A 26435-nucleotide genomic window follows, 5' to 3' on the forward strand; every position below is an offset into this window, starting at 1 on the left:
CTTTGGAATAGAGGTTCCGAAAATGGTCGATCAGCAGAAGCTGCAACATCTCCTACGACGGGTCACAGCCGAGCTTCAGGAAAGCAGGGCCAAGCTGCGGGAGCTGACGCAGTCGGCCTCGGAGCCGGTAGCGATCGTTGGTATGGGGTGTCGTTTTCCGGGAGGCGTGGGGTCGCCGGATGATCTGTGGCGCCTGGTTGTCGAGGGTCGTGATGCGGTGTCGGCGTGGCCGTCTGATCGTGGGTGGGATCAGTCGGGTTTGTTATCTCCGGAGCCCGGTGTTGCGGGTAAGTCCTACACGAACAAGGGCGGATTCCTGTACGACGCGGCCGAGTTCGACGCCGGGTTCTTCGGGATCAGTCCGCGCGAGGCGATTGCGATGGATCCTCAGCAGCGGTTGCTGCTGGAGACGGCATGGGAGGCGTTGGAGCGGGCGGGCATCAAGCCGGATTCGTTGCGTGGCAGTGATACTGGCGTGTTCGTTGGTGTCCTCGGACAGACCTATGGCGGGATACCCGGAGTCGGGGCTGATCATGGCGTGGAGGGGTATCGATTGACCGGCTCTTCGCCCAGCGTGGTGTCGGGTCGGGTGTCGTATGTGCTGGGGTTGGAAGGCCCTGCGGTGTCGGTGGATACGGCGTGTTCGTCTGGTCTGGTGGCGTTGCATCAGGCGGTGGCGGCGTTGCGTTCGGGTGAGTGTTCGCTGGCGTTGGCGGGTGGGGTGACGGTGATGACAACCCCGGGAACGTTTGTGGAGTTTTCCCGGCAGGGGGGGTTGGCGCCGGATGGTCGGTGTAAACCGTTCGCCGATGCTGCCGACGGGACCGCGTTCGGTGAGGGCTCGGGTGTGTTGGTGTTGGAGCGGTTGTCGGATGCCCAACGCAACGGGCATCAGGTGTTGGCGGTGGTGCGTGGTTCGGCGGTGAATCAGGATGGTGCGTCGAATGGGTTGACTGCGCCGAACGGTCCTTCGCAGCAGCGGGTGATTCGGCGGGCGTTGGCCAATGCGGGAGTGTCCGCGGCTGAGGTTGATGTGGTGGAGGCTCACGGCACCGGCACCACGTTGGGTGATCCGATCGAGGCGCAGGCGTTGCTGGCCACCTACGGGCAGGACCGGCCGGAGGATCGGCCGTTGTGGCTGGGTTCGGTCAAATCCAATATCGGGCACACCCAGGCGGCTGCCGGTGTGGCCGGGGTGATCAAGATGGTGCAGGCGCTGCGTCATGGAGTGTTGCCCAAGACGTTGCATGTGGATGAGCCGTCCACGCATGTGGATTGGACGTCGGGGCATGCGGGGTTGTTGACCGCGGCGCGGGATTGGCCGGTTGTCGATCGGCCGCGTCGTGCTGCGGTGTCGGCGTTCGGGATCAGCGGTACCAATGCCCATGTCATCCTCGAACAGGCACCGGAATCGGTGACCGATCCCGTGACCGGTGTCGGTGGGGACGGACCGGTGGCGTGGGTGGTGTCGGGTCGGACGCCGGAGGCGTTGGCGGGGCAGGTGCGGAATCTGCGGGATTTCGTGGCCGGTGACCCGTTGATGAACGTGCAGGACGTGGCGCGGTCGTTGGTGTCTCAGCGGTCGCGGTTCGACCACCGTGCGGTGGTGGTAGGTGCGGATCGTGACGAGTTGCTTGCGGGGCTGACTGCGCTGTCGGAACAGACTCCGAGGCCTGGCGTGGTGACCGGCGTGGCTGGAGCGCCACGCAGAACTGTGCTGGTATTCCCTGGTCAGGGTGCTCAATGGCTGGGCATGGGAGTAGAGCTACTGGACTGTTCGCCGGTGTTCGCTCGGAAGATGGCCGAGTGTGATGCTGCGTTTTCGCCGCTGGTGGATTGGTCGTTGTTCGACGTGCTCGCGGGCGCGGAAGGAGCGCCGTCGCTGGAGCGCGTCGACGTGGTTCAGCCGGTGCTGTTCGCGATGATGGTCTCGTTGGCCGAGCTGTGGCGCTCGGTCGGTGTCGTTCCGGACGCGGTAGTGGGTCATTCCCAAGGCGAGATTGCTGCGGCGTGTGTGGCCGGGGCCTTGTCCCTCGAGGATGCCGCTCGGGTAGTGGTCCTGCGGTCGGCCGCCTTGATCGCTTTGACTGAGCGGGGCGGGATGGTGACGGTGTCCTTGCCTGTCGACCAGGTCACCACGCTGCTGGCCGGATACGACGAATTGTCAGTGGCTGCGGTGAACGGCCCGCAGGCAACGGTGGTGTCCGGTGTGGCAGTGCAGCTCGAGGATTTCCTGGAAGCCTGCGCACGCGACAACGTTCACGCACGCCGGATCTCGGTGGACTACGGCTCACATTCGCCGCAGGTCGATGTGCTCCGCGAACCGCTGCTGAAGGTGCTGGCCGAACTTGCGCCCAGATCGTCACAGGTGGCGTTCTGGTCCAGCGTGACCGGTGGTGTACTGGACGGCACCGAGTTGGATGCGGACTACTGGTTCCGGAATCTGCGGGAACCAGTGTGTTTCCAACAAGCGGCTCAGGCCCTGATGGAGGACGGGTACAACGTCTTCGTCGAGGTCAGTCCGCATCCTCTGCTCACGGTCGGTATCGAGCAAATTTGTGATCTTCAGGTGGGTGCCGATCCGGTGACCGTGCTGGGTTCACTGCGACGTGACGAAGGGGGCATGGACGCTTTCCTACTGTCGGCGGCGCAGTTGGAGGTGTCGGGTGTTGGGGTGGATTGGGCGGCACTGTTGGGACCTGCTCATGTGGGCGGGGTGTCTTTGCCGACGTACGCGTTTCAGCGGCGCAGGTATTGGTTGGATGGAGTCTCGAGTGGTGGGGATGCGTCGTCGTTGGGGTTATCGGCGGCTGGTCATCCGTTGTTGGGGGCGGTGGTGGTTTCCCCGGACGGGGACGGTGTCGTACTGACCGGCCGAGTCGGCCTGGCGACTCATCCGTGGCTGGCCGATCGTGCCGTAGGTGGGTTTGTGCTGTTACCGGGGACCGCTTTCATGGAGTTGGTGTTGCGTGCGGCAGCGGAAGTGGGGTGTGCACTGCTGCAGGAGCTGACCTTGATGAAGCCTCTTGTGCTGCCCGACGAGGTCGGGATGCAGTTGCAGGTAGTGGTGGACGGTGCCGACGAGCTCGGCTGCCGGTCGGTGTCGGTGTATTCCCGTGCCGAGGCCGCCGACGGCATGTGGGTTCTGCACGCACAGGGTGTGTTGGGTATCGAAGGTGTGCCGGAACTGGATGCGGGGTTGGCAGTGTGGCCGCCCGATGGTGCGGTCGCCGTGCCTGTGGGTGGTCTGTATGACCGGTTGGCTGTTGCCGGTGACGAGTGTGGACCGGCGTTCCAGGGGTTGCGATCGGCATGGCGGTGTGGCGCTGAACTTTTCGTGGAGGTCGAGCTGCCCGAGTCGATGACCGATGTGTCGCGGTTCGGGGTGCATCCGGCCTTGCTGGAGTCGATGCTGCACGGACGGCTCGTCGATGTCGATCCCGATCCCGATCCCGATCCCGATCCCGGGCGAGTGAAGTTGCCATTCTGCTGGCAGGGGGTGACTTTGCACGCGACCGGAGCATCGCTGCTGCGGGCGCGTATCACTCCGGTACCCGGCGATATCGATGCAGTATCGATCCAGGTCGCCGATGCGGTCGGCCGGATGGTGCTCACGACGCGGTCCTTGACTGTGCAGGAGGTATCTTCCGCAGAGCTGGACGCCGTCTCGGTGCGGAACGTGTTGCACGGAGTGCAGTGGGCGCCCTCAGCGGCGCAGGTCATCTCGCCTGTCGATGCCGAAACCTTTACCGGTGGCGAGGTTTTCGGTAGCTGGGTGCAGAACCAGGATGTGACCGTACCTGCGGTGGTCGTATTCGACCGTGGCGCGGTCGGTGCCGGCGCAGACGCGGATGTTCCGAGCCGTGTCCGCGATGCGACGCATGAGATGTTGAGCGTGCTGCAGGCCTGGCTGGGTGGGTTGCGGTGTGCGGCGAGCACCCTGGTTGTGGTCACTCGTGGTGCGGTCGGCCAGGCTGGGCACGATGTCACCGATTTGGCAGGATCGGCGGTCTGGGGTCTGGTGCGTTCGGCTCAGTCGGAGGCTCCGGGCCGAATCGTCCTGGTCGACACCGACACTGACGAGCTGGCCGCCGAAGGGCTGGCGGCGGTGATCGTTTCGGGCGAGCCCCAGGTTGTGATCCGTGCCGGTGTCGTGCATGTAGCCCGATTGACCCGGCTACCTGTTCCGGCCGCGCCGGGTTCGGGCGCGGGTGGCGTGGCGTCGGCTGGGACGGTGCTCGTCACAGGCGGTACGGGTGGTTTGGGTGCGGTGTTGGCGCGGCATCTGGTGACACACCATGGGGTGCGGTCGCTGGTGTTGGCGAGTCGTCGTGGTGCGGCTGCGCCGGGAGCGTCGCTGTTGGTGTCGGAGTTGGGCGAGCTGGGTGCTCGGGTGCGGATTGTGGCTTGTGATGTCGCGACTCGCGATGGGGTGGCCGAGTTGTTGGCGGCGGTGCCTGAGCAGTTCCCGTTGACGGGTGTGGTGCATGCGGCCGCTGTGCTCGATGACGGTGTGATCGCGTCACTGACACCGGACCGGATGGACGCGGTGCTGGCGGCGAAGGCTGATGCCGCCTGGTATCTGCACGAGGCCACGAGCCGTCTGGATTTGGGGATGTTCGTGCTCTACTCGTCGGCGGCGGGTGTGCTGGGCAATGCAGGGCAGGGCAATTACGCAGCCGCGAATGTGTTCCTGGATGGGTTGGCCGAGCATCGGCGTGCGAGTGGGCTGGCCGCGACTTCGATCGCGTGGGGGTTTTGGGCTTCCAATACCGGGATGACCGGGCATCTCGCTGATACCGACACCGCTCGGTTGGGTCGTGTTGGGCTGTCACCTATCTCGACTGAGCAAGGTCTGGCAATGTTCGACACGGCGATCGCCCAGGACCGTGCCGCGGTGGTTGCCGCACCGCTGGATCATGTGGTGCTGGATGCGCAGGTCAGGGCTGGGACATTGATCCCGCTGCTGCGGGGACTGGTATCGAGTGCACGACGTCGTTCGGCGCTGGAGCTGTCGCGGGACCGTGAGGCGGTTCTGCGAGAGCGGATTTCAGTGCTGGCGGATGCCGAGCGACTGCCGATGCTGCTGGGCGTGGTGCGAGACCAGATGGCGGTTGTGCTCGGCCATGATGGTCGCGACGCGATCGATCCGGCTCGCAACTTCCGAGAGTTGGGTTTTGATTCGCTGGCCGCGGTCGAGGCCCGTAACCGACTCAATACGATCACGGGACTGCGACTGCCCGCGACCCTGATCTTCGACCACCCCACACCGGTCACCCTCGCCCGACACATTCTTCACGAACTGCTCGGATCCCATGGGGAGACCGTGGCAGCGCCGATGCGGCCGTCGGATGCAGCTCGCGAATCTACCGATCTTCCGGCGGCAGAAGCCGCCGCTCCCGAAGAGACTTTGGTCGGTGTCATCCGGCAGGCGATCGCGGACAATAGGTTCACACACGGTGTGGCACTCTTGCGAGCAGCAGCGAAACTCCGTCCGCGGTTCGACCACTTCTCCGGGGGAATGCCGAGCGGTATCGGAATCAGTGGCGGGGATGCCCTGCCACACTTGGTATTCATCAATCCCCCGGAATTCCTCGGCGGATCCAATCAGTACACGCAGCTTGCCGCCCATTTGGGCGGTCACCGCCGTGTCTCGGCTATCCCGCTGTCGGGATACGACCCGGACGAGCCGCTCCCCGCCTCGCTCGATGCCGCTATCGACAGCATTGTCACGACGGTCCTCGATACGGTGGGCCAGGACGAATTCGTGCTGGGCGGCTACTCAGCAGGGGGAAACATCGCCCACGCGGCGACGGCTCGTCTATTGGAGCAGGGAGATACCCGGCTGCAGGGCCTGGTCATCCTTGACGGCTTTATCGGCCGCGAGGCGAATGAGTGCCAACTGAACGGCCGCGGGAACCACATGCTCGAGATGGACGCGACGAGCCCCGACCTCGCCGGCCTGACCAACGCACGATTGACCGCATTCGGTTGGTGGTTCGACCTGGTGATGCAGATCGAGCACAAGCCTCTTGAATGTACGACGCTTTTCGTCAAGTTCACGCGATTGTCGCCTTTGGATCAGAGCCTCAACGAGTGGCCGATAGAAGAGTGGTCAACCGCGCAGACGGTTCACACCGTGGACGCGGATCACGTTGCCCTGTGCGGCGCCGAGGTCCAAGTAACGGCACAGCTCATAGACCAATGGCTCACGCAGCTGACCGCCGGCAGCCGACCTATTCAGTGAGGGAGACGAAATGAGCACTATGACATCGCAACCCGATCACGAGATCGTGGTGATCGGGGCGGGTCCCGGCGGTATCGCGGCAGGTGCGCTGCTCAAACGCGCGGGGATCGAAGAGTTCACCATCCTGGAGCGCGCGGGCGAGGTCGGCGGCAGTTGGCGTGAAAATACCTACCCGGGGATCAGTGTGGACGTACCCGGGTTCATCTACCAGTACTCGTTCGCTCGCAAGGCCGATTGGCCAACGGCATTCCCGACAGGTGCCGAGGTCAAGGCGTATCACCAGGACGTCGCCCGCCGCTACGGTCTCTATCGGCATCTACGGTTCCACACCGAGATCGTCCGCGAAGTCTGGGACGAGACACACCGCCGATGGGCGTTGCACACCGCTGACAACGAGATCATTACGGCCAGGTTCGTGATCAGCGCGGTCGGCGCCTTTCTGCGACCCAAAGTCGAAAGTGGCATAAAGGGTCTCGATGACTTCGCCGGTAGGGTGCAAAGCCCGGCCACCTGGGACCATGCACTCGACATGACGGGTAAGCGCGTGGCTGTGGTCGGTACCGGCGCGAGTTCCGTGCAAATCACGCCCGCGATCGCGCCTGAGGTAGGTCACCTTGATGTCTACCAGCGGACGCCTGCGTGGTGCTTACCCAAACCCAACTACCGGGTCCCGCGCTGGTTCCAAGCCGCCTTGCGGGTGCCAGGCGTGGCAGCGGCCCAGTCCGGGATAATATTGCTGGGGTTGGAACCCATCGCCAGACTGGCTACGTATCTGCCCTTGACAGTGGCGAAACCGTTGATGGCCGCATTCGATGCCTTCACCAAGCGGGTTTACCGAGCGTATCTCCGACGGGTCATCGATGACCCCGCAACGGCCGCCGCACTGACACCCGGGTACGGACCCATGGCGAAGCGACTCACCCTGTCAACCGGGTATCCGGCGGTGTTCAATCGCGACAATGTTCGCCTGGTCACCGACGACATCGAGCGGTTCACCGAGCAGGGCATCCGGACCAGCGATGGCACCGAGCATCAATATGACGTCATCCTGCTGGCAACCGGCTACGAGATGCACACCGAGCCGGAAAGCTACACCGAAGGCACCGTTGTCGGGCGGGACGGATTCGATCTCGGTCAGTTCTTCCACGCCAATGGAGTACAGGCCTACGAGGGTGTGGCCATAGCCGGCCTGCCGAACCGCTGGATGCTGGTCGGACCGTACTCGTTGTCCGATATCGGATGGCACGGGATGGTGGAAACGACTGCATCACACGCTATTCGAGCGATAGCGGAGGCGCGACGCCGGCAGGCGTCGACTGTCGAGGTGAGCGAACAGGCCCACGCCGCTTACCATGCCGAGACCTGCAGGCGCGGTCAGGTCCTTCGGCACTACATCGAGACGCAGGGTGTTCCGACCTACTACCGCAACTCGCACGGTGACACGCCGTATTTCCGGCCCGCCGGAGCCCTCGAAACGCGTTGGCGTGGCAGGCACTACCCGTTCACCGACTATCACTTCGACACGGAGTATCAGCTTCCGGATCGGCGTGTGGACGCACCCGGTCTACCATGATCAGTATCTGAGGCGTGCCGACTAGTCGTCGTTGGGTCCCGCACCGGGATCGTGTCGGAAGTCTGCGGCACGGATTCCGGTGCGGGCCAGTTGGCCTCATCAGTTGGCTCGGGGTACGACCCTCAGCTGATATGGCTCGGGGCGCAGCGTCCCACGTTCCCTCATGACCAGAGGTGTGCCGTCTGTGCTCAATTCGAATGCGGACAGAATGCGGGCGATCAGCAACGTGGCTTCATGGAGTGCGAACTGACGGCCGATGCAGCTCCGCGGCCCGGTGCCCCACGGCTCGAAGAACCGGTCAGGATGGCTGCGCAAACGGTCGGGTTCGAAGCGAGACGGATCGAAGCTGTCGGCGTCGGGACCCCAGACGCCCCTGTCGCGATGTGCGGCCAGGGCGAGGACGAAAACCATTTGCCCGGCAGGGATCAAGTACCCACCGAGGTTCTGGTCGGTCCGGGCTCTCCGGAAGTATCCCGGTGCCGGCGGCCATAATCGCAGGCACTCGTTGAGAGCCTGTCGGATCAGGCGCATCCCGGTTATTGCTTTGTAGTCGAACCCGCCGCGTGCCGAAACCTCGGCGCGGAGTTGTTCTTGTAGCTCTTGGTCAGCGGCGATGTAGTGCAGTGTCGACTCGAGCAGTGCGGCTGTGGTTTCGTAGCCTCCCGCCATGAAGGTCAGCACTTGCTCGCGCACGTTGTCCGACGGCAACCGTTGGTCGGTTTCCGGGTCGATGGCCGTGAGCATGAGGTTGAGTAGATCCTCATCATCGGTCGGGTGAGCTTGTCGCTCGGCGATGATTCTGTCGGAAAAGTTATGTATCACCTCGACATTGCGGCGCACACCGGGTTCGAGTAGCCGCCGTCGGAGTGGGCCGATGACAGGCAGGGCAAGGCCGGCGTCTGACGCCATTCGCAGCAGGTCCGCGAGAGAATCGATGAACGCCACAGAATCGGCGCTGTCGGGCGCATCATGGAAAAGCCCGAGATCCCTGGTGAATCCGGCCCGGCCGATGACTTCCCCCGCGGCCCGCGTCATGGCCGAGTGCGTGTCGATCACGCCGTCACCGGCGGACCATTCCGCGACGAGATCATCGGCAACCGACTGCATGGCCTGGTGATAGCTGAGCATTGCCTTCTGCGCGAATGCCGGAGTGAGAATGCGGCGCGCCTGGCCCCACAACGGATTGTCGGAATCTACTACGAACAGAGCGTCCGGCATGAACCGTTGGAACTCGAGCACAGGCCCGTACAGTGCACGCTCCCAATGCTGTTCATCCGAACACTGTGCCGCGAGCCGAGCACCTGTCACGTAGACAAAATGCAGGCCGAGGACTCTCCGTTCGAAAAGGGGGCCGAGCGATGCGGACAGGGCCACTTCATTCTGAATGGGACGATAACGATCGATATGGGTGATATCACCCAAGAGGGGCACGCGCCCAGGGGGGTGTGGAAGGTCTCGACGAATCAGGGGAGGTGTCATGTGCTCATCCTTCGGGACTGAATGCATGAAATCGACTGAACATCAACGGTGTTCGCGAAGTTACGAGATACCGAATTCGTCCTCTAGCAGATCAAGTAACGTTTGATCACTCATGGCCATGATGTCTTCTGACTGGGATGCATCCCGAGATTCATTCGCCCGACTGGCGATTCGCGTCAAGTTCAACAACTTCGAGTAGAACTCATTGGTCAATCTATTGTCGGCGATCATATCCATTACCTCTTTCTCCAGGCGCGAAAAAGAGTCGGAGACATCGGTGTCGGTGAGCTGGGTGAAGATGTGCGCGGTCACCGCGTCCGGTGTCGGATAGTCGAAGACCAGGGACGCGGGCAACCGCAAGCCGGTGACGGTGTTCAGCCGGTTGCGTGCCTCGACCGCGGTCAGCGAGTCGAAGCCCAGATCCCGGAAGCTACGGCCGGCATCGATGGCCGCGCCGCTGTCGTGGCCCAGCACGGCGGCGACCTGACCGCGAACAGTTTCCAGCACCAACGCCTTTCGCTCGGCCTCGGTCAGTCCCGCCAACTGCTGCCGCAGACCCGTCATAACTCCGGTGACGCGACGGACTCCCGGCAGCAAGCCCTCGAGCAATGGAGCCAGAGTGCCCGCGCGCGCACCGGAAGCCAGCGAGGCTGTGTCCACGCGGGCAGCGACCACACCCGCGCGATGTTGCGCCACAGCGGCGTCGAACAACGCCAAACCCTGCTCGTCCGACATCGCCACCACTCCACCCCGCCCCAGGCGTGTGGTGTCGGCCTCGCCGAGGTGCCCGGTCATCTCGGTGCCCGCGGCCCACAAACCCCACGCGATCGACACCGCCGTCCGACCCTCGCCACGGCGAGACTCGGCCAACCCGTCGAGGAACGCGTTCGCGGCCGCATAGTTGCCCTGCCCCGGGGTGCCGAACACACCCGCGACCGAGGAATACAACACGAACAACGCCAGATCCAACTCACGGGTCAACTCATGCAGATGCCACGCCGCATCCGCCTTGGCCGCCAACACCGCATCCACCCGATCCGGGCTCAACGACACCACCACTCCGTCGTCGAGCACACCCGCGGTATGGACGACGCCGGTCAACGGCGCGTCCTGGGGTACCGCGGCCAGCAACTCCACGACCTCACCGCGATCGGAGACATCGCACGCCACGATCCGCACCCGGGCACCCAACCCGGTCAACTCCGTGACCAAGTCCGCTGCCCCCGACGCCGCAGGGCCACGGCGACTGGCCAGCACCAACGACCGCACCCCGTAATCGGTCACCAGATGCCGCGCCAGCATCGACCCCAGCCCACCGGTGCCACCGGTGATCAACACCGTGCCCGCCGACACCGCGGACACCACACCCGAATCCACACCACCGGAACCCGCTGGGATGGACAAGGCGATCTTTCCGATATGACGTGCCTGACTGAAGTATCGGAACGCATCACGCGCACGCCGAATGTCATATGTCTTGACGGGCAGTGGAACGATCAGTTGCTTGTCGAACATCGCCTTGAGATCGGCCAGCATCTCCGCGATCCGATCCGCCCCGGCATGCCACACATCGAACGCACGGTAGTCCACTCCCGGATAGCGGGCGGCGATATCTCCGCTAACGCGTATGTCGGTTTTGCCCATCTCCAAGAAACGACCACCACGCGGCAACAGCCGCAAAGACGTATCGACGAATTCCCCGGCTAGCGAGTCCAAGACGATGTCCACACCACGACCACCCGTGGCCGTCATGAACTGTTCCCCGAACTGCAGAGACCGGGAATCACCGATGTGCTGCTCATCGAACCCCATGGAAGCCAAGGTGTCCCACTTACCCTGGCTCGCGGTCCCGTATACCTCGATTCCCCAGTATCGGGCCAGCTGGGTAGCCGCCATACCCACCCCGCCGGCAGCCGCGTGCACCAGCAAGGTCTCTCCCGGCTGGGCCCGAGCCAAATCGCGGAGCCCGTAATAGGCGGTGAGGAAGACAATCGGAACCGTGGCCGCGTCGACGAACGACCACCCCTCGGGCATGTGGACGATCAATCGCTGATCCGTCACGACCAAAGGACCCAGACCATCTTCGATCAGCCCCATCACCCGGTCTCCGAGGGCAAAGCCCTCCACCTCCGAGCCGACCTCGACGACCACCCCGGCAACTTCCATGCCCATCAGGGTGTTCTGCGCGGCCACCGTACCCAGGCAGATGAGAACGTCTCTGAAGTTCAGACCACCGGCCCGCACCGCGACACGGACCTGACCCTGCCCCAATGGTTGATCCGCAGCACCGCACGGGTTTAGCCGGAGCCCGTCGACAGTGTCGTCACAGGCCTCCAGTCGCCACGACACCGACTCGGGCACAACCAGACCCAGCGAATCGGTCAGCCGGGTCAGTCGGGCCAAGTGCAGCACCTCGCCGCGGACCATCACCTGGGGTTCACCACAGGCCATCACCTCGGCCAGAGTCGCCCCCGGTATGTCGACGGGGTGATCGGTGTCGACCAGCACGACCCTGCCCGGGTCCTCCGACTGCGCCGAACGCACCAAACCCCAGACCGCGGCACCGGCTAGATCAACGATCTGCTCACCCTCGCGTGCGACAGCCCCGCAGGTCGACACCACCAGCATGCTCCCGGCGAACCGCGATTCACCCAGCCAGGCCTGCAACCCGACCAGAACCTCACCGGTCGCCCGATGCACCCGCCGCGGCACATCCTCAGCGGTGCCGCCGATCTCGCGCCGGTCCAGCACCACCACCGGCGGCACCGCCGCAGTATCGTCGCGCGTCCACGCCAAGAATTCCTCGACCGTGGTGAACACCCGAGACTCCGGCACCGAGCCCGAACTCAGGAGCGGAGTCGGCGCCGGTGTCCACTGCACCGCGCACAACCGCTCACGCGTGCTCGCGGCGCCCAATTGTCCCGGCGACATCGGCCGCAAGGTCAACGACCCAATCGTCAACACCGACTGCCCGGTGATGTCGGCAACCTCGATCGCCACCGCGCCGGTACCGGAATCGGTCGGCCGGATCCGGGCCCGCACCACCGACGCGCCGACCGCGTGCAGCGACACCTCCGACCACGCGAACGGCAACATCACCTCGCCACCGGCATCGGTAGCCATCACCGTGGCATGCAGCACCGAATCCAACAGCGCCGGATGCAGCCCGAACCCCGACGCATCACTCACCGAATCCGGCAATGAAGCCTCGACGAACATCTCCTCACCACGACGCCACAGCGATCGCAACCCCTGGAAAGTCGGACCGTAGTCATATCCGAGATCGGCCAACACCGAATACAGATCGTCCACCGCCACTGCCGCCGCGCCGCGGGGCGGCCACACCGCCAAGCCCTCCGACACCGTGCCGGCGGCAACCGAATTCGCGAAATCGATACCCTGTCCCGCGAGCATTCCCTCGGCATGAGTGACCCACCCCGCCTGCGGTTCCCCGGCAGCACAGGAATACACCGTCACCCGCCAAACACCCTGCTCCTGCCCATCGTGCCCATCAACCACGACCTGCAGCTGCACCCCGGTCTCGGCGGTCAACACCAACGGGGTCGTCACTGTCAGGTCCCGCAACACCGGGCAGCCGACTTCCTCCCCGGCCCGCATCGCCAACTCCACGAACCCGGTACCGGGGAACAACACCACCCCACCGACCGCGTGGTCGACCAGCCACGGCTGCGACGCCAACGACAACCGACCAGTCAACACCACTGCACCCGTGTCCGCGGACGCCATCACCGCACCCAATAGCGGATGCCCGGCCCCGGTCAACCCCAGCGACACCGCGTCACCGGCCCCGGTCGAGGTCAACCAATAGCGGCGACGCTGAAACGCGTACGTTGGCAACTCGATTCGACGACCACGGCCCTGACGCACCGCATCCCACACCACATCCACACCCGACACATCCAACCGGGCCATCGAACGCGTGAACGCGATCGCGCAGTCCTCGCCGCGCACCAGCGAACCCACGATCACCGGGTCATCACTGTTCGGGGGAATGCTGCTGCCGGGATCTGCTGCCTCACAGATCTGTTCGATATCGACGGTCAGCAGCGGGTGTGGGCTCGCCTCGACGAACACGCCGTATCCGTCGCGGTGCAATGCCCGCACGGTCTGCTCGAAACGCACCGTTTCCCGCAGATTGCGAAACCAGTACCCGGCATCCAATTCGGTCGGGTCCAGGATCGTGCCGGTGACGGTGGAATAGAACACTACCCCCGACGAACCCCTCGGACCGGTGGAATCTTTTGAACGCGGCTGGATTTCGGTGAGTGCGTCGAGCAGGTGATCGCGAAGTTGTTCGACCTGGGGAGAATGCGAGGCGTAATCCACCGCGATCCGACGGGCGCGAACATCGAGTCGCTCACACTCGGTCAGGAACAACTCCATCTGCCCGATGTCACCGGACACCACTGTCGATCCCGGGCCGTTGACCACAGCCACCGCCAACCCGTCGAACCTCTCGAGCAGTCGCTCCGCCTGCTCGACCGAGAGCCCGACCGACACCATCGCGCCCTGACCGGCCAACGCCGTCAACGCCGCCGAGCGCAGGATCACGATCCGGGCGGCATCCTCGAGCGACAACACACCGGCCACATGGGCTGCGGCGATCTCTCCTTGGGAATGACCCACCACGGCATCGGGTTCCACACCGACCGAACGCCACAGCTGCGCAAGCGACACCATCACCGCGAACAACACCGGCTGCACAACCTCGACACGCTCCATCGAGGGCGCACCTTCGCCGCCGTCGAGCACCTCGAGCAGCGACCAGTCCACCAACGTGGAGAACACCCGATCACACTCGGTCATGGCCTGCACGAACACCGGCGAGGAAACCAGCAACTCCCGCCCCATCCCTAGCCACTGTGCACCCTGACCCGGGAACACCAACACCGTCTTACCGTGTCTACCGACAACCCCCGACACCACCGCACCAGCATCGGCGGCGCCGGCGGGTAGCCCCCGTGCCACCGCGTCGAGCCCGCCCAGCAACTGCGCCCGATCCCCGGCGACGATCACCGCACGATGATCGAATCGCGACCGTCCGGACAACGTCGCGGCCACATCCGTCGCATCCACATCCGGACGCTGCCCCAGATAGGTCGACAACCGAGCCGCCTGCTCCGCCAACCCATCCCGGGTCCGCGCCGACACCACCCACGCCACCGGCGCCGACCCATCGATCGGTGTCCGTCGTTGCGGTGCCGGCTCGCTCACCGGTGCCTGTTCGAGGATCACGTGGGCATTGGTGCCGCTGATACCGAACGCCGATACCGCGGCCCGTCGCGGACGATCGGCCTCCGGCCAGTCCCGTGCCCGACTCAGCAGCTCAGCGTGTCCCGCAGTCCAATCCACATGCGAGGACGGTGCGTCCACGTGCAGAGTCTTGGGCAGCACCCCGTGGCGCAGGGCCTGCACCATCTTGATCACCCCGGCCACACCGGCAGCCGCCTGGGTGTGCCCGATATTGGACTTCACCGAACCCAACCACACCGGTTCCGAATCACGATCACGCTGACCATAAGTCGCCAGCAACGCCTGCGCCTCGATCGGATCACCCAACGTGGTGCCGGTGCCGTGCGCCTCCACCACATCGATCTCGGCCGCAGACACTCCGGCATTGGCCAACGCACGCCGAATCACCCGCTGCTGCGAAGGCCCGTTCGGCGCGGTCAAACCGTTGGACGCACCATCCTGATTGACCGCGCTACCCCGCACCACCGCCAACACCTGATGCCCGTTGCGTTGCGCATCGGACAACCGCTCCAGCACCAGCACACCCGAGCCCTCACCCCACGCCGTCCCGTCAGCCGCCTCCGCGAACGGCTTACACCGCCCATCCGGCGCCAACCCCCGCTGCCGCGAAAACTCGACGAACATTCCCGCCGTCGCCATCACCGTCACACCACCCGCCAGCGCCAGCGAGCACTCTCCCGACCGCAACGCCGCCGCCGCCTGATGCAAGGCCACCAAACCCGCCGAACACGCCGTATCCACCGATACTGCCGGGCCTTCCAACCCCAACACATACGACACCCGACCCGACACCACACTCGCTGTCACACCGGTGAACCCGCCATCCCCGACCCCGTCACCATCACCGGCGCCGGCACCGGCACCGTAGGACTGGTCGATCACACCGACGTACACGCCGGTATCGCTGCCCCGCAGCGTCGCAGGCCGGATACCGGCGTGTTCGATTGCCTCCCATACAGTTTCCAGCAGGATCCGCTGCTGGGGGTCCATCCCGATCGCCTCACGCGGACTGATCCCGAAGAACCCGGCGTCGAACTCGGCCGCGTCATAAAGGAATCCGCCCGCATTCGCGTACGACTTGCCCGCCACACCCGGCACCGGATCGAACACCCCGCCCCATCCGCGGTCCGTCGGGAATTCCGAGATCACATCACGCCCGTCAACCACTAACTGCCACAACTCTTCCGCGGAAGTCACCCCACCCGGAAACCGACACCCCACGCCCACGATCGCCACCGGCTCCGACGACGACACCACCGACACCGATTCCCATGCCGTAGCGACATCGGTGTCGGTGAGCTGGGTGAGGATGTGCGCGGTCACCGCGTCCGGTGTCGGATAGTCGAAGACCAGGGACGCGGGCAACCCCAAGCCGGTGACGGTGTTCAGCCGGTTGCGTGCCTCGACCGCGGTGAGCGAGTCGAAGCCCAGATCCCGAAAATTGCGGCCGGCGTCGATGGCCGCGCCGCTGTCGTGGCCCAGCACGGCGGCGACTTGACCGCGAACAGTGTCTAGCACCAACGTTTTTCGTTCGGCGTCGGTCAGTCCCGCCAACCGCTGCCGCAGACCTCCCACAACTCCCCCGACGCCACGGACCTGCGGATGGGCGACCTCTGACAACCCCGACGACTCCGCATCGCCGACCCCCGACGAACTCAACCAATACCGGCGACGCTGGAACGCGTAACCCGGCAACTCCACACGCCGCCCACGACCCCCCGACACCGCGTCCCACACCACGCCCACACCCGCCACATCCAAGTGAGCCATCGAGCGGGTGAACGCGAGAACAGTGTCCTGGTCGCGTTGCAACGAACCCACGATCACCGGGTCCCGGCCATCGTCGGAAGACGAAGCCTCACAGATCTGTTCGATGTCGACACCCAGCAACGGGTGCGGGCTCGCCTCGACGAACACGGTGTACCCGTCCCCGCGCAACGCCTGCACCGCCTGCTCGAAACACACCGTGTCCCGCAGATTCCGGTACCAATAGTCCGCATCCAACCCGGCCGGATCAAGAACCGTGCCGGTGACAGTCGAGTAGAACGCCGCCCGCGACGATCCGGTCTCGAGTGGTGGTGTCCGGTCTGTGGTCAGTGTCTGCATCAGGTGATCACGGAGCTGGTCGATCTGGGGCGAATGCGAGGCGTAGTCCACCGCCACCCGCCGGGCACGAATACCACGACGCTCACACTCACCCAACAGCGACTCCAACGGCCCGCTCGCACCGGAAACCACCGTCGACCCAGGGCCATTGACCACCGCCACCGTCAACCCATCGAACCCCTCGAGCAGCTCCTCGACCCGCTCCCGCGACGCGAACACCGACGCCATCGCGCCCTGACCCGCCAACACCGCCAACGCCGCCGACCGCCGGATCACGATCCGGGCGGCATCCTCGAGCAACAAGCCGCCCGCGACATGAGCCGCGGCGATCTCTCCCTGCGAATGACCCACCACCGCATCGGGTATGACGCCGACCGAACGCCACAACTCCGCCAGCGACACCATCACCGCGAACAGCACCGGCTGCACGATCTCCACGTGTTCGAGCCACCCCGCATCGTCGGTGGCAAGCACATCCAGCAACGACCACTCCACCAAAGGAGCGAACGCCCGATCGCACTCGGCCATCTTCTGCGCGAACACCGGAAACTGAGCCGACAATCCCCGCCCCATCCCCAACCACTGCGCACCCTGACCCGGAAACACCAACACCGTCTTGCCATGTGCCCGTGCGGTCCCCGACACCACACCATCACCAGCCAACCCTTGGGCCACCGCCGCCAAGCCCCCCAACAACGCCGCTCGGTCGCCGCCCACGACCACCGCACGCTGCTCGAACCGCGACCGACCCGCCAAGGTCGCCGCCACATCCACCGGGTCCACATCAGGACGCTCGAGCAGATAACGCGACAACCGATCCGCCTGCCCCGCCAACGCTTCCTGCGTCCGACCCGACACCACCCACAGCACCGACCCGTCCCCACCGGTCACCGGGTCGGTCACCGGTTCGGCCACCGACTCCGGTGCCTGCTCGAGAATGACGTGGGCATTGGTACCACTGACACCGAACCCCGACACCGCAGCACGACGCGGCCGATCGACCATCGGCCAGTCGCGTTGCTCGGTGAGCAGTTCCACCCGCCCGGCATTCCAATCCACATTTGTGGACGGCGTATCCACGTGCAGCGTCTTGGGCAGAATTCCTCGACGGAGCGCGTGCACCATCTTGATCACCCCGGCCATACCGGCAGCCGCCTGGGTGTGCCCGATATTGGATTTGACCGAGCCCAGCCACAAGGGCCGATCCTGCGGCCGGTCCTGCCCGTAGGTGGCCAGCAACGCCTGCGCCTCGATCGGATCACCCAGCGTGGTGCCGGTGCCGTGCGCCTCGACTACATCGACCTCGGCCGCGGACACCCCGGCATTGGCCAACGCCCGCCGAATCACCCGCTGCTGGGAGCGCCCGTTCGGCGCGGTCAACCCATTGGACGCACCATCCTGATTGACCGCGCTACCCCGCACCACCGCCAACACCTGATGCCCGTAGCGTTGGGCATCCGACAACCGTTCCAGCACAAGCACACCCGAGCCCTCACCCCACGCCGTTCCGTCGGCGGCTTCGGCGAACGGCTTACACCGACCATCGACAGCGAGCCCCCGCTGCCGGGAAAACTCGACGAACGTCGCGGGTGTGGACATCACCGTCACACCACCGGCCAGCGCCAGCGCACACTCCCCCGACCGCAACGCCTGGACTGCCAGATGCAGCGCCACCAGCGATGACGAGGCCGAAGTGTCCACCGATACCGCGGGCCCTTCCAACCCCAGCACATACGACACCCGACCCGACACCACACTGGATGAACCGCCGGTCAATCGATAGCCCTCGACGTCGACGGGAACCTGCCCGCCGGCGCCGGCGCCGGCGCCGTAGTCGTTGTGCATCACCCCGCAGAACACTCCGGTGTCGCTTCCGCGTAGTGCCGATGGGTCGATGCCCGCTGATTCCAGCGCCTCCCATGCGGTTTCCAGCAGTACTCGCTGCTGAGGGTCCATCGCCAACGCCTCGCGCGGACTGATCCCGAAGAACTCGGCGTCGAACTCGGATGATTGATGGAGGAATCCGCCCACGCGCACATAGGACTTGCCTGGCACACCCGGCTCTGGGTCGTACAGGTGTTCCAGGTCCCAGCCGCGGTCTGTCGGAAAATCTGTCAAACCATCACGACCGTCAATTACCAACTGCCACAGGTCTTCGGACGACTCCACACCGCCTGGAAACCGGCAGCCGGTACCCACTATCGCAATCGGCTGGCTCATGACCTGTCCATCGATCGGTTGCGTCCGCTCAGGCTCATCGTTGAGAAGCTCAGCGCGCCCTGGATACAGCCGAGTCATACCAATCCCCTATTGAGTCGAGTGAAGTTGGTTTGCGATGTGTGGTCGTACGGATCCAGGCCCTAATTCCTAGGTGTTTGCCGAGGAGTAGGCCGATGAACTCAGATTCGGCTGACGAGCCGGCCACATTTCGTGCTGAGCGGTCGCCACCAAAAGGTCGACACTGCATTCACAACGACGGGCGTAGGCATCATGTCTCCGAAACGCCGCGATCGCCGACATATGACTCCCCATACCTGATTTCCCACCCCTCAGATCTGGCCGAACTGGCGAGCTGAAACCCGAAAGTCAGAACGGGTGTACTCGCGCAGGGACGGTCGATCCCCCGAAGTCGTCTCACCCGTGCCCGGCAGGATCGTTGGGCCGGTAAGAGACCACTTCATCAAAATAGAACACGTTCCTGTCCGATGCAAGCATTCGTCCCGAAGTGCCTGGCGGACACCAGACTTCGTGAACTCGGCGATCACTCGCCTCCTGAAAAAGGTCGGGTGGCGCCATCCCCAGCCCGGAGGCCCCCTCCCCGAACTGTCGCTCAAAAAGCGACTGCAGATAACCCGACGACGGTGTGCACAGACTGCTAGCATCCGGCGAGTGGCCCCGCATATCGGCTGGGGTCCATCGCCTGAGGGGGGCAAAACCATGACAGTTATGGAATTTCGTGACTCCGAAAGCTCGACCCGACGCAATTTGCGATGGGTTCGCGAATGGGGGTGGTTTGCATCCTTGGCCTTCGTGCCCGCGATTCCTGATCGATTCAGCCGGGTATACGACGATATTTTCACTGCATCAAACTGGCTTGGCGAGGAATCGCTATTCTTCAACCTGGGCTACTGGAAAGATAATCCCCAAACTTTCGATCAAGCGGGCGCGGCGTTGGCTCGGTTGGTAGCGACCGAAGCGGGCCTTGGGTCCGATGATGTGGTGGTTGACGTCGGCTGCGGATTCGGCGATCAAGATTTTCTCTGGGCGGATGAATTCGGCCCGAAACGAATTACAGGCGTGAATATTTCAGTGAAACAGGTCGAGATCGCGACCACACGGGCCGCCGAACTAGGGCTCAGCGATATCGTCGAGTATATGCACGGGTCCGCAAGTGATCTGCCTCAGTCCGACGCTTCCGCAACGAAAGTGACCGCGCTCGAATCAGCGCTTCACTTTCCGTCGCGTTCACGATTCTTCGATGAAGCATTCCGAGTTTTGGGACCTGGCGGCCGGCTGGTGACCGCCGACGTCGTGCCGCTCGCAAATGAGCATGTTTCGAGCAGGTCCAGCCGGTTCCGTCCCCTGGAAAAAATAGTGCACGGCATATTCACGACTGGCCGCCAGAATCACACCAATGCGGAGGAATACCGCCAAGCGCTCGTAGCAGCCGGCTTCAAAGATGTGAGCGTCTACTCCATCCGTGATCACGTCTACCCGCAATATGCGGAATATGTCAGCCGCAAGCTCAGGCAGCCAGAGATGAGGCGAATTAATCCGTTGATTCGGAGCTTTTACGGCCAAAGAGGAGCCGCGCTTTGGGCCCCTTGGCTTGACTATATCGTCGCTGTTGCGGACAAGCCGTCTGTGGGAGATGGCCTTTAGCCTCAATGCTTCCCCACTGATCCCGCGCCGGCATAGGCGGCGCGGGATCAGTGGTTTTCTGGTTCTGGTCCTTGGGCACAGGCCGGACGTGCCAATGACGCGATCGCCCGCTGCACATCGGCCAGCGACACGGCCGCGGTCGAATCAAGCTCGGCCACCGGACATGTCGATTGCGACGTGCGTGATGGCGGCCTTCCATCGCTCGTCGCGCTGACCGAATCAGTCGGTGACCGGCCCCGAGGTGCGACCGTTGAACTGCGCCCCCAGGCCCTGATTCCCCGTGATGTCGACCAGTCCGATGTCCCAGCGGTCAACCCAGTCCGCTTCCCCGTCTCGGCGTAGGTCTCCCTCGCCTTCGCTCGCATCGTCACCCGAGCACGCGGCGGGATCTCGGGCACCGATTCGGGCGGTCCGGTCCGGTCTTGGTGTCGCGTGGAGCCGTGGTCACCCAGCCCTTCGACCGCGTGGACACTGCCGTGCTCGCGCCTTTGTTGTCGCTGGATGTGTAGGAACACCCAGTTCACAAGGGCGCGAGCCCTCGATCAATGACCGACACGATCCTGATCGGTCACACCAGACCCCCCCACCAAGTCGGAAGATCCTTTATACCGGGGTTAGCCGACCGGTGAGCCAGCGGTCGCCGTCCTTGTGCATCTCCATCCGCACCCGGCTGCCGGTGGTGGCCGCGTCGGGGGCGTCGGCGCTGGTGGTGATCTGGTTCAGGAACAGCAGCACGACGGCATCGTCGGGGTCGGCCGAGACGACGGAGCCACCCTGCACCGTGACCTGCACGGTGAGCTTCTTCTCCTTCGCACCGGGCGCGATCACCTCCCCCACCAGCGTGTTGTAGTCCTCCTTGAACGACCCGGTGAGGCCGTCCGCGGCCTCGGCGAGCTGGGCGTCCACGGTGTTGTAGTTGTAGGACAGCATCGCGACGGCCTGCTCGCCCGCCGCCGCCACCGCGTCGGTCCGCGCCTGCTCGGTCTTGTTGTCCTGGAGGTGCTGGTAGAACAGCACCCCGACACCCACGGCCAGGGCGATCACCAGCGCCGCGGCGACAGCCGCCAGCACGGTGCGCCGCATACTGCGTCGCGTGACCTCCGCGGTACCCGGCTCGGCCGGTGCGTCGGTGACCGTCTCCGTCGACTTGTCCTCGGCGGCCTGTTCGGTCGACTTGTCCTCGGTGACCTGCTCGGTCGACTTGTCCTCGCTCATGGCACAAACTCCACCTTCGACGCCGTCATGGTCCCGCCGTCGTCCGTCACCGTCACGCGCATCCGGAAGTCGCGCGGTCCCGACTGGGACTGATCCGGCGTCGTCACGTTGGCCCGCGCGGCGACCAGCACCTGCGCTTTGTTACCGTCCTCGCGCTCGAGTCCGGCCTCGATGATCTGGCCTTCGGTGGTGACCGAGGCCTCCTTCACGACGCTGACGAAGGGGTCCTGGCGGCCGTCGAACTCGGCCTTGAAGTCGCCGCTCGCGCCCGCGAGGATGCGGTCGACGTCCTCCTTGGCGGTTTCCGGCTTGATCGTGGTCAGGTTCAGCACGGTCTGCCGGGCGGTCTGCACGTAGGCGTTCCGCTTGGCGTCGCGATCGTTGGCAGCGTTCCTGTCGAACAGCAGCACGACCCCGGCCGCGATCAGCGCAAGCACCAGCACGCCCGCCACGACCATGGGGACCGTCGGACGGCGACGGGGGGCCTTCGCGGCCGGCTCGGCGTCCTCCGGCTCGGCATCCGCTGCCGACTCGGCATCCGCAGCCGGCTCGGGCTCGGCCGCCTTGGGCGTGCCCTTCTCCGCATCGGTCTGCGGCGCGCTCTGCTCGGAGGCGACCTCAGCCGTCTCCGTCGTCGCCGCGACTGTCGTCACGACCGTCGCTTCGGCCCGGTCTTCCACCGGGGGCCCCGCGCTACGGCTCGCGCGCCTGCGGGGAGCCGGCTTGTTCGCGTTGGTCAGCTCTGCTGACCGGTCATCATCGTCTGCCACGTCGACTCCTTTCCGGACGAGCCCCCCGACGCCAATGCCGGTTGGGTGTACAGCCGGCCATCGGGACCGGTGTACTTGCCCGTCTTCGGGTCATACGGCCGCGCCGTCACCGGCGCCTCCACCGACTCGTGATAGGAGCTGGGAACTGTCGTGTACGAGGGTACATTCGCCGGCATGATCGGCCCGTTGGGCGGGTTGTTGCCCAGCGGGACGTAGCCGGTGCGGCATTCCTCCGGGGTCGGCGCCCGCCTGCCGGGGAACTCCATGCAGGGGCTGTTCCTGGCACCGCGCACAGTGCTGGGATCGTCCTGCGCCACCCGGCAGAACAGGCCGGGCGGGGTGTCCGGCGTGGACACCTCGTTACCCGGACGCCACTGGTCGGGCGGGAGGAAGCCGGTGGTGCACGGCGGCGGGTCGTTGACCTCGATGGCGAAGTTCACCAGCGCACCCTCGTCCCGGGGACCCGAGAGCGCCATCGTCGTCAGCGCTGCCGTGATAGGCGGGTACAGCACCAGGACCTGCTCGATGCTCTTGTTGTAGATCACCCCGACCTCGCCGACGCTGACCAGGTTGGCCAGCAGCAGCGGCAGTGTCGGCTTCAGATCCTGGAACAACGCGTTGGCCTCCGCGGCGGCGCCCGGGCCCTTCTCCATCACGGCCCGCAGGTCCGGGTCACTCGCGCGAAGCTGATCGGAGAACGTCACCAGGTTCTTGGTCCAGGACCGGATCGCGTCGCTGCTGACCACCTGGGTGTCCAACAGCGGGCCGATCTGATCGATCAGCTGCACGGTCGCGTCGGAGTTCGCGTTGGCCTCCTGGACGAACAGTCGCGCCGAGTCGATGAGCTGCTGCAGCTCGGGGCCGGTGCCGTTGAACGCCTTGAAGGCCTCGTCGACCACCAGCTTCAGCTGGGTGTTCGAGACGCTCTTGACCAGGGTGTTGGCCTGATCGAGCAGCGCACCGACCTCCTGCGGCACCGAGGACCGGTCCTCGGGGATGACGTCTCCGTCCGACAGGTACGGCTCGGAATCCTCGCGCGGGATCAGGTCCACGTATTGCTCGCCGACCGCGGAGACGCTCTTGACCTCGGCGTCCACGTCGGCTGGAATGTCGTACTTGCTGCTGATGGACAGCTTCGCGTCCACGCCGGACTCGGTGAGCACCACCTCGTCGACGGTGCCCACATTGGTCCCGCGATAGGCCACGTTGGCGTGCGGGTACAGGCCTCCGGTCGACTTCAGCTCGACAGTGACGTCGTACCGACCGATCCCGAACAGCGCCGGGAGTTGGACGTACTGCGTCGCCATCACCGTCAACCCGATCACCGTGAGGATCGAGAAGATGGCCAGCTGAACACGGACGAACTTCGACAGCATCATGGCTTGGGCGCTCCTAGTTGCGGAAGGCCGGGGATCTGGGGGAGCTGGATCTGCGGTAGGCCGGGGATCGACGGGGCGGGTGCGGGCGCCGCCGCCGGCTTGGCCGGGGGCTTCGGGGAAGGGCTCTGCAGGGGGTTCGTCGACTGCCCTGCCACTCCCGCGGTCTTGCCGAGCGCGCCCTCGACGCCGCCCAGCGTTCCACCCAGACCGGTACCGGTCAGGAAGTTCTTGTCCAGCCTGTTGTTTGTCAGATCGACCGTCATCATCAGGTTCGCGTAGTCGCCTCGGATCACCTGGTCCAGGTTCTTGAGAGGGAACGGGTAGGTGAGCATGATCGACAGCGACTCGGTGAGCGCGCTGCCCGTACTGGCGAGCTGCGTGAGCAGCGGCACCAGCGCGTGCAGGTTCGCCTTCAGGTCGTCGCCGCTCTCGTTGATCACCCGCGTGGCCGTGCTGCTGAGGTTGCCGAGCGCGATCAACGCGTCGGTCAGGTTCTGCCGCTGGCCGACGAGGACCTCGAGCGCGGGTGGGATGCCGTCCAGGGCGGCGGTCAACGTCGCCGTCTGTTGGTTGACGGTGGTGGACAGCCGGTCCAGGCCCTCCATCGCCGTGACGATCTCGCCGCGCTGACGGTCCAGGCTGCCTACCAGCTGGTCGAGCTGCGGCAGCAGATCGCGGATCGAGTCCTCACGGCCGACGAGGCCCGCATTGAGTTCCCTTGTGATGTCGTTGATCTGGGCCAGGCCGCCGCCGTTGAGCACGACGGAGAGCGAGGACAGCGTCTGCTCGGTGGTCGGGTAGGCGCCCGCGCGTGCCATCGGGATGACGTCGCCGTCGGAGAGGGTGCCCTCAGGGGCGACCCCGACCGGCGGCGCCAGCTCCAGGTGCTGCGAGCCGAGCAGGCTGGTCTGACCGATCTTGGCGGTCGCGTTCGCAGGCAGCACGACGTCCTCGTTCAGCGAGACGGTGACCACCGCATGCCAGTTCTGCACCTCGATGCCGTCGACCGTGCCGACGGTGACGTCGTTCACCCGGACCGGCGAGTTCTCCGACAGGGTGGTCACGTTCGGCATCTCGATCTTCACCGAGTAGGCGCCGTCCCCGGTTCCCTCGGTGCCGGGCATGGGCACCGAGTTGAGGCCCGTCCATTCGCATCCGGTGAGGGCGAGCGTCAACCCGAACGCGATCGATCCGATCGCGACCCGGCGGTGGGTGCTGTTGCGCGTCATCGTCCACCTCCCGGCTTGATCAAGGACTCGAGATCCTTGGGCACCTTGATCGTCGGCAGGCCGTCGAGCGGCCCCGCGACGGGCTTGAGCGTCGACTTGGCGGCCCGCGCCGGGATCTGGTTCTCCAGGCTCGGGGGGCTGAAGGTCAGCTGGTCCGGGTGCGCCGCTACGCCGGTCGCCGGGTTGGTCAGGATCCCCGGGTAGTTCATCTTGACCGAGTTCAGCACCGGCCCCAGGTACTGCGCGCACAGATCTGCGCTCTTGTCGGAGTCGTTCGTGTCGAGGCCCTCGATCATCCCGCAGATCATGTTGATGGGGTTGTTCGCGTTGCTCGCCGCGATCACGCCGGTCACCGAACCCAACGCGGGCTGGTAGATGTTGTTGAAGTTCGCCAGCGCGTTCGGCGCGATGTGCAGCACCCGCTCGATCTCCGGCCGCTTCTGCGCCAGCACCTGGGTGGCATCGGCGAGCCGTTCCACAGATTCCGTGAGGACTGCGCGGTTGTCGCTGACGAACCGCTGCACGTCGCCCATCGCCACATTGAGATCGCTCAGCGCCACCCCGAGCTCGTCGGTGTTGTCGGCCAGCACCGAGGACACCGATGCGAGATGGCCGCTGAACTGCACGATCTGCTGGTTGCTCGCGGACAGTGCGGACACGAAGGCCTGCAGGTTCCGGATGGTGGAGAACAAGTCGGTGCGGCCCTGCGAGAGGGTGTGCATGGTGTCCGAGAGCTCGCGCAGGGTCTTGTTGATGCTGTCGCCGTTGCCCTCGAGGTTGTCGGCCGCGGTGTCGATGAACCGGCCGAGCGAACCCTGGTCGGCGCCGCCTTCCGGGCCGAGCGCGGTGGAGAGCTTGGCGAGCTCCGCCTTGATCTCGTCCCACTCCACCGGAACGGCCGTGCGTTCCACCGGGATCTCGGCATCGTCGCCCATCGTCGCGCCACCGGTGTACACAGGCGTCAGCTGGATGAAGCGCGCCGCCACCAGGCTGGGCGCCACGATGATCGCCTTGGCGTCCTCGGGGATGTCCACGCCCGAATCGACGTCCATCTCCACCCTGGCGTTCTCGCCCTCGGGGTCGATGCTGGCGATCTTGCCCACCGTCACGCCGAGGACCCGCACGTCGTCGCCTGGGTAGATGCCGGTGGTCGTCGGGAAGTATGCGGTGATCCGGTTCTTCCCGAGCCCCGGGAACAGGAACAGGGTGCCTGCCACCAGCGCGGCGATCACCACAGCGGCGGAAACACCGCGCAGGATCCACTTCTTGCGGTTCGTCATC

The 26435-nt window shown here is 65.1% G+C and carries 9 protein-coding genes and 2 pseudogenes; 3 read left to right on the forward strand and 8 right to left on the reverse strand.

What is annotated here, in order from left to right; genetic code table 11:
* Window positions 1–22: 22 nt before the first annotated feature.
* Window positions 23–6247, forward strand: a complete 6225-nt coding sequence (locus tag JOE46_RS14295; protein WP_209927639.1) for a type I polyketide synthase — start codon at window positions 23–25, stop codon at window positions 6245–6247.
* Between the two features lie 10 nt (window positions 6248–6257).
* Window positions 6258–7820, forward strand: coding sequence for an NAD(P)/FAD-dependent oxidoreductase (locus JOE46_RS14300; protein WP_245221048.1), 1563 nt, complete (start codon window positions 6258–6260; stop codon window positions 7818–7820).
* A gap of 99 nt (window positions 7821–7919) precedes the next feature.
* Here the strand turns inward: JOE46_RS14300 and JOE46_RS14305 are convergent, their stop codons facing one another.
* Window positions 7920–9326 carry a cytochrome P450 gene (locus tag JOE46_RS14305; RefSeq protein ID WP_307861288.1) on the reverse strand — a complete coding sequence of 469 codons (1407 nt, stop codon included), beginning with the start codon at window positions 9324–9326 and terminating at the stop codon, window positions 7920–7922.
* 33 nt (window positions 9327–9359) lie between these two features.
* A pseudogene (locus tag JOE46_RS14310) lies at window positions 9360–18896 on the reverse strand (type I polyketide synthase); the annotation flags it as partial.
* Window positions 18897–19568: 672 nt separating this feature from the next.
* Here JOE46_RS14310 and JOE46_RS14315 point away from each other — a divergent pair.
* The gene (locus JOE46_RS14315; protein ID WP_307861289.1) at window positions 19569–20561 is read left to right on the forward strand and encodes a methyltransferase domain-containing protein; all 993 of its coding nucleotides are present in this window, start codon (window positions 19569–19571) and stop codon (window positions 20559–20561) included.
* A gap of 159 nt (window positions 20562–20720) precedes the next feature.
* On the opposite strand, the pseudogene JOE46_RS27110 reads toward JOE46_RS14315, so the two are convergent.
* The 6 genes and pseudogenes from JOE46_RS27110 to JOE46_RS14340 form a co-directional block, all read right to left on the reverse strand.
* Window positions 20721–21030, reverse strand: a pseudogene (locus JOE46_RS27110) (hypothetical protein); the annotation flags it as partial.
* Window positions 21031–21164: 134 nt separating this feature from the next.
* Window positions 21165–21644, reverse strand: coding sequence for a h domain protein (locus tag JOE46_RS14320; RefSeq protein WP_097211989.1), 480 nt, complete (start codon window positions 21642–21644; stop codon window positions 21165–21167).
* Between the two features lie 128 nt (window positions 21645–21772).
* Window positions 21773–22546, reverse strand: coding sequence for a hypothetical protein (locus JOE46_RS14325; protein WP_179800549.1), 774 nt, complete (start codon window positions 22544–22546; stop codon window positions 21773–21775).
* Window positions 22513–23925 carry an MCE family protein gene (locus JOE46_RS14330; protein ID WP_097211843.1) on the reverse strand — a complete coding sequence of 471 codons (1413 nt, stop codon included), beginning with the start codon at window positions 23923–23925 and terminating at the stop codon, window positions 22513–22515. The genes JOE46_RS14325 and JOE46_RS14330 overlap by 34 nt, the downstream gene beginning before the upstream one ends.
* Window positions 23922–25154: an MCE family protein gene (locus JOE46_RS14335; RefSeq protein ID WP_097211842.1), complete on the reverse strand. Its 1233-nt coding sequence runs from the start codon at window positions 25152–25154 to the stop codon at window positions 23922–23924. Before JOE46_RS14335 ends, JOE46_RS14330 begins: the two co-directional genes overlap by 4 nt.
* Window positions 25151–26434 carry an MCE family protein gene (locus tag JOE46_RS14340; protein ID WP_097211841.1) on the reverse strand — a complete coding sequence of 428 codons (1284 nt, stop codon included), beginning with the start codon at window positions 26432–26434 and terminating at the stop codon, window positions 25151–25153. The genes JOE46_RS14335 and JOE46_RS14340 overlap by 4 nt, the downstream gene beginning before the upstream one ends.
* Window position 26435 lies beyond the last annotated feature (1 nt).

This window comes from Rhodococcus sp. PvR099 (assembly GCF_017833315.1).
Lineage (GTDB): Bacteria > Actinomycetota > Actinomycetes > Mycobacteriales > Mycobacteriaceae > Rhodococcus_G > Rhodococcus_G oryzae.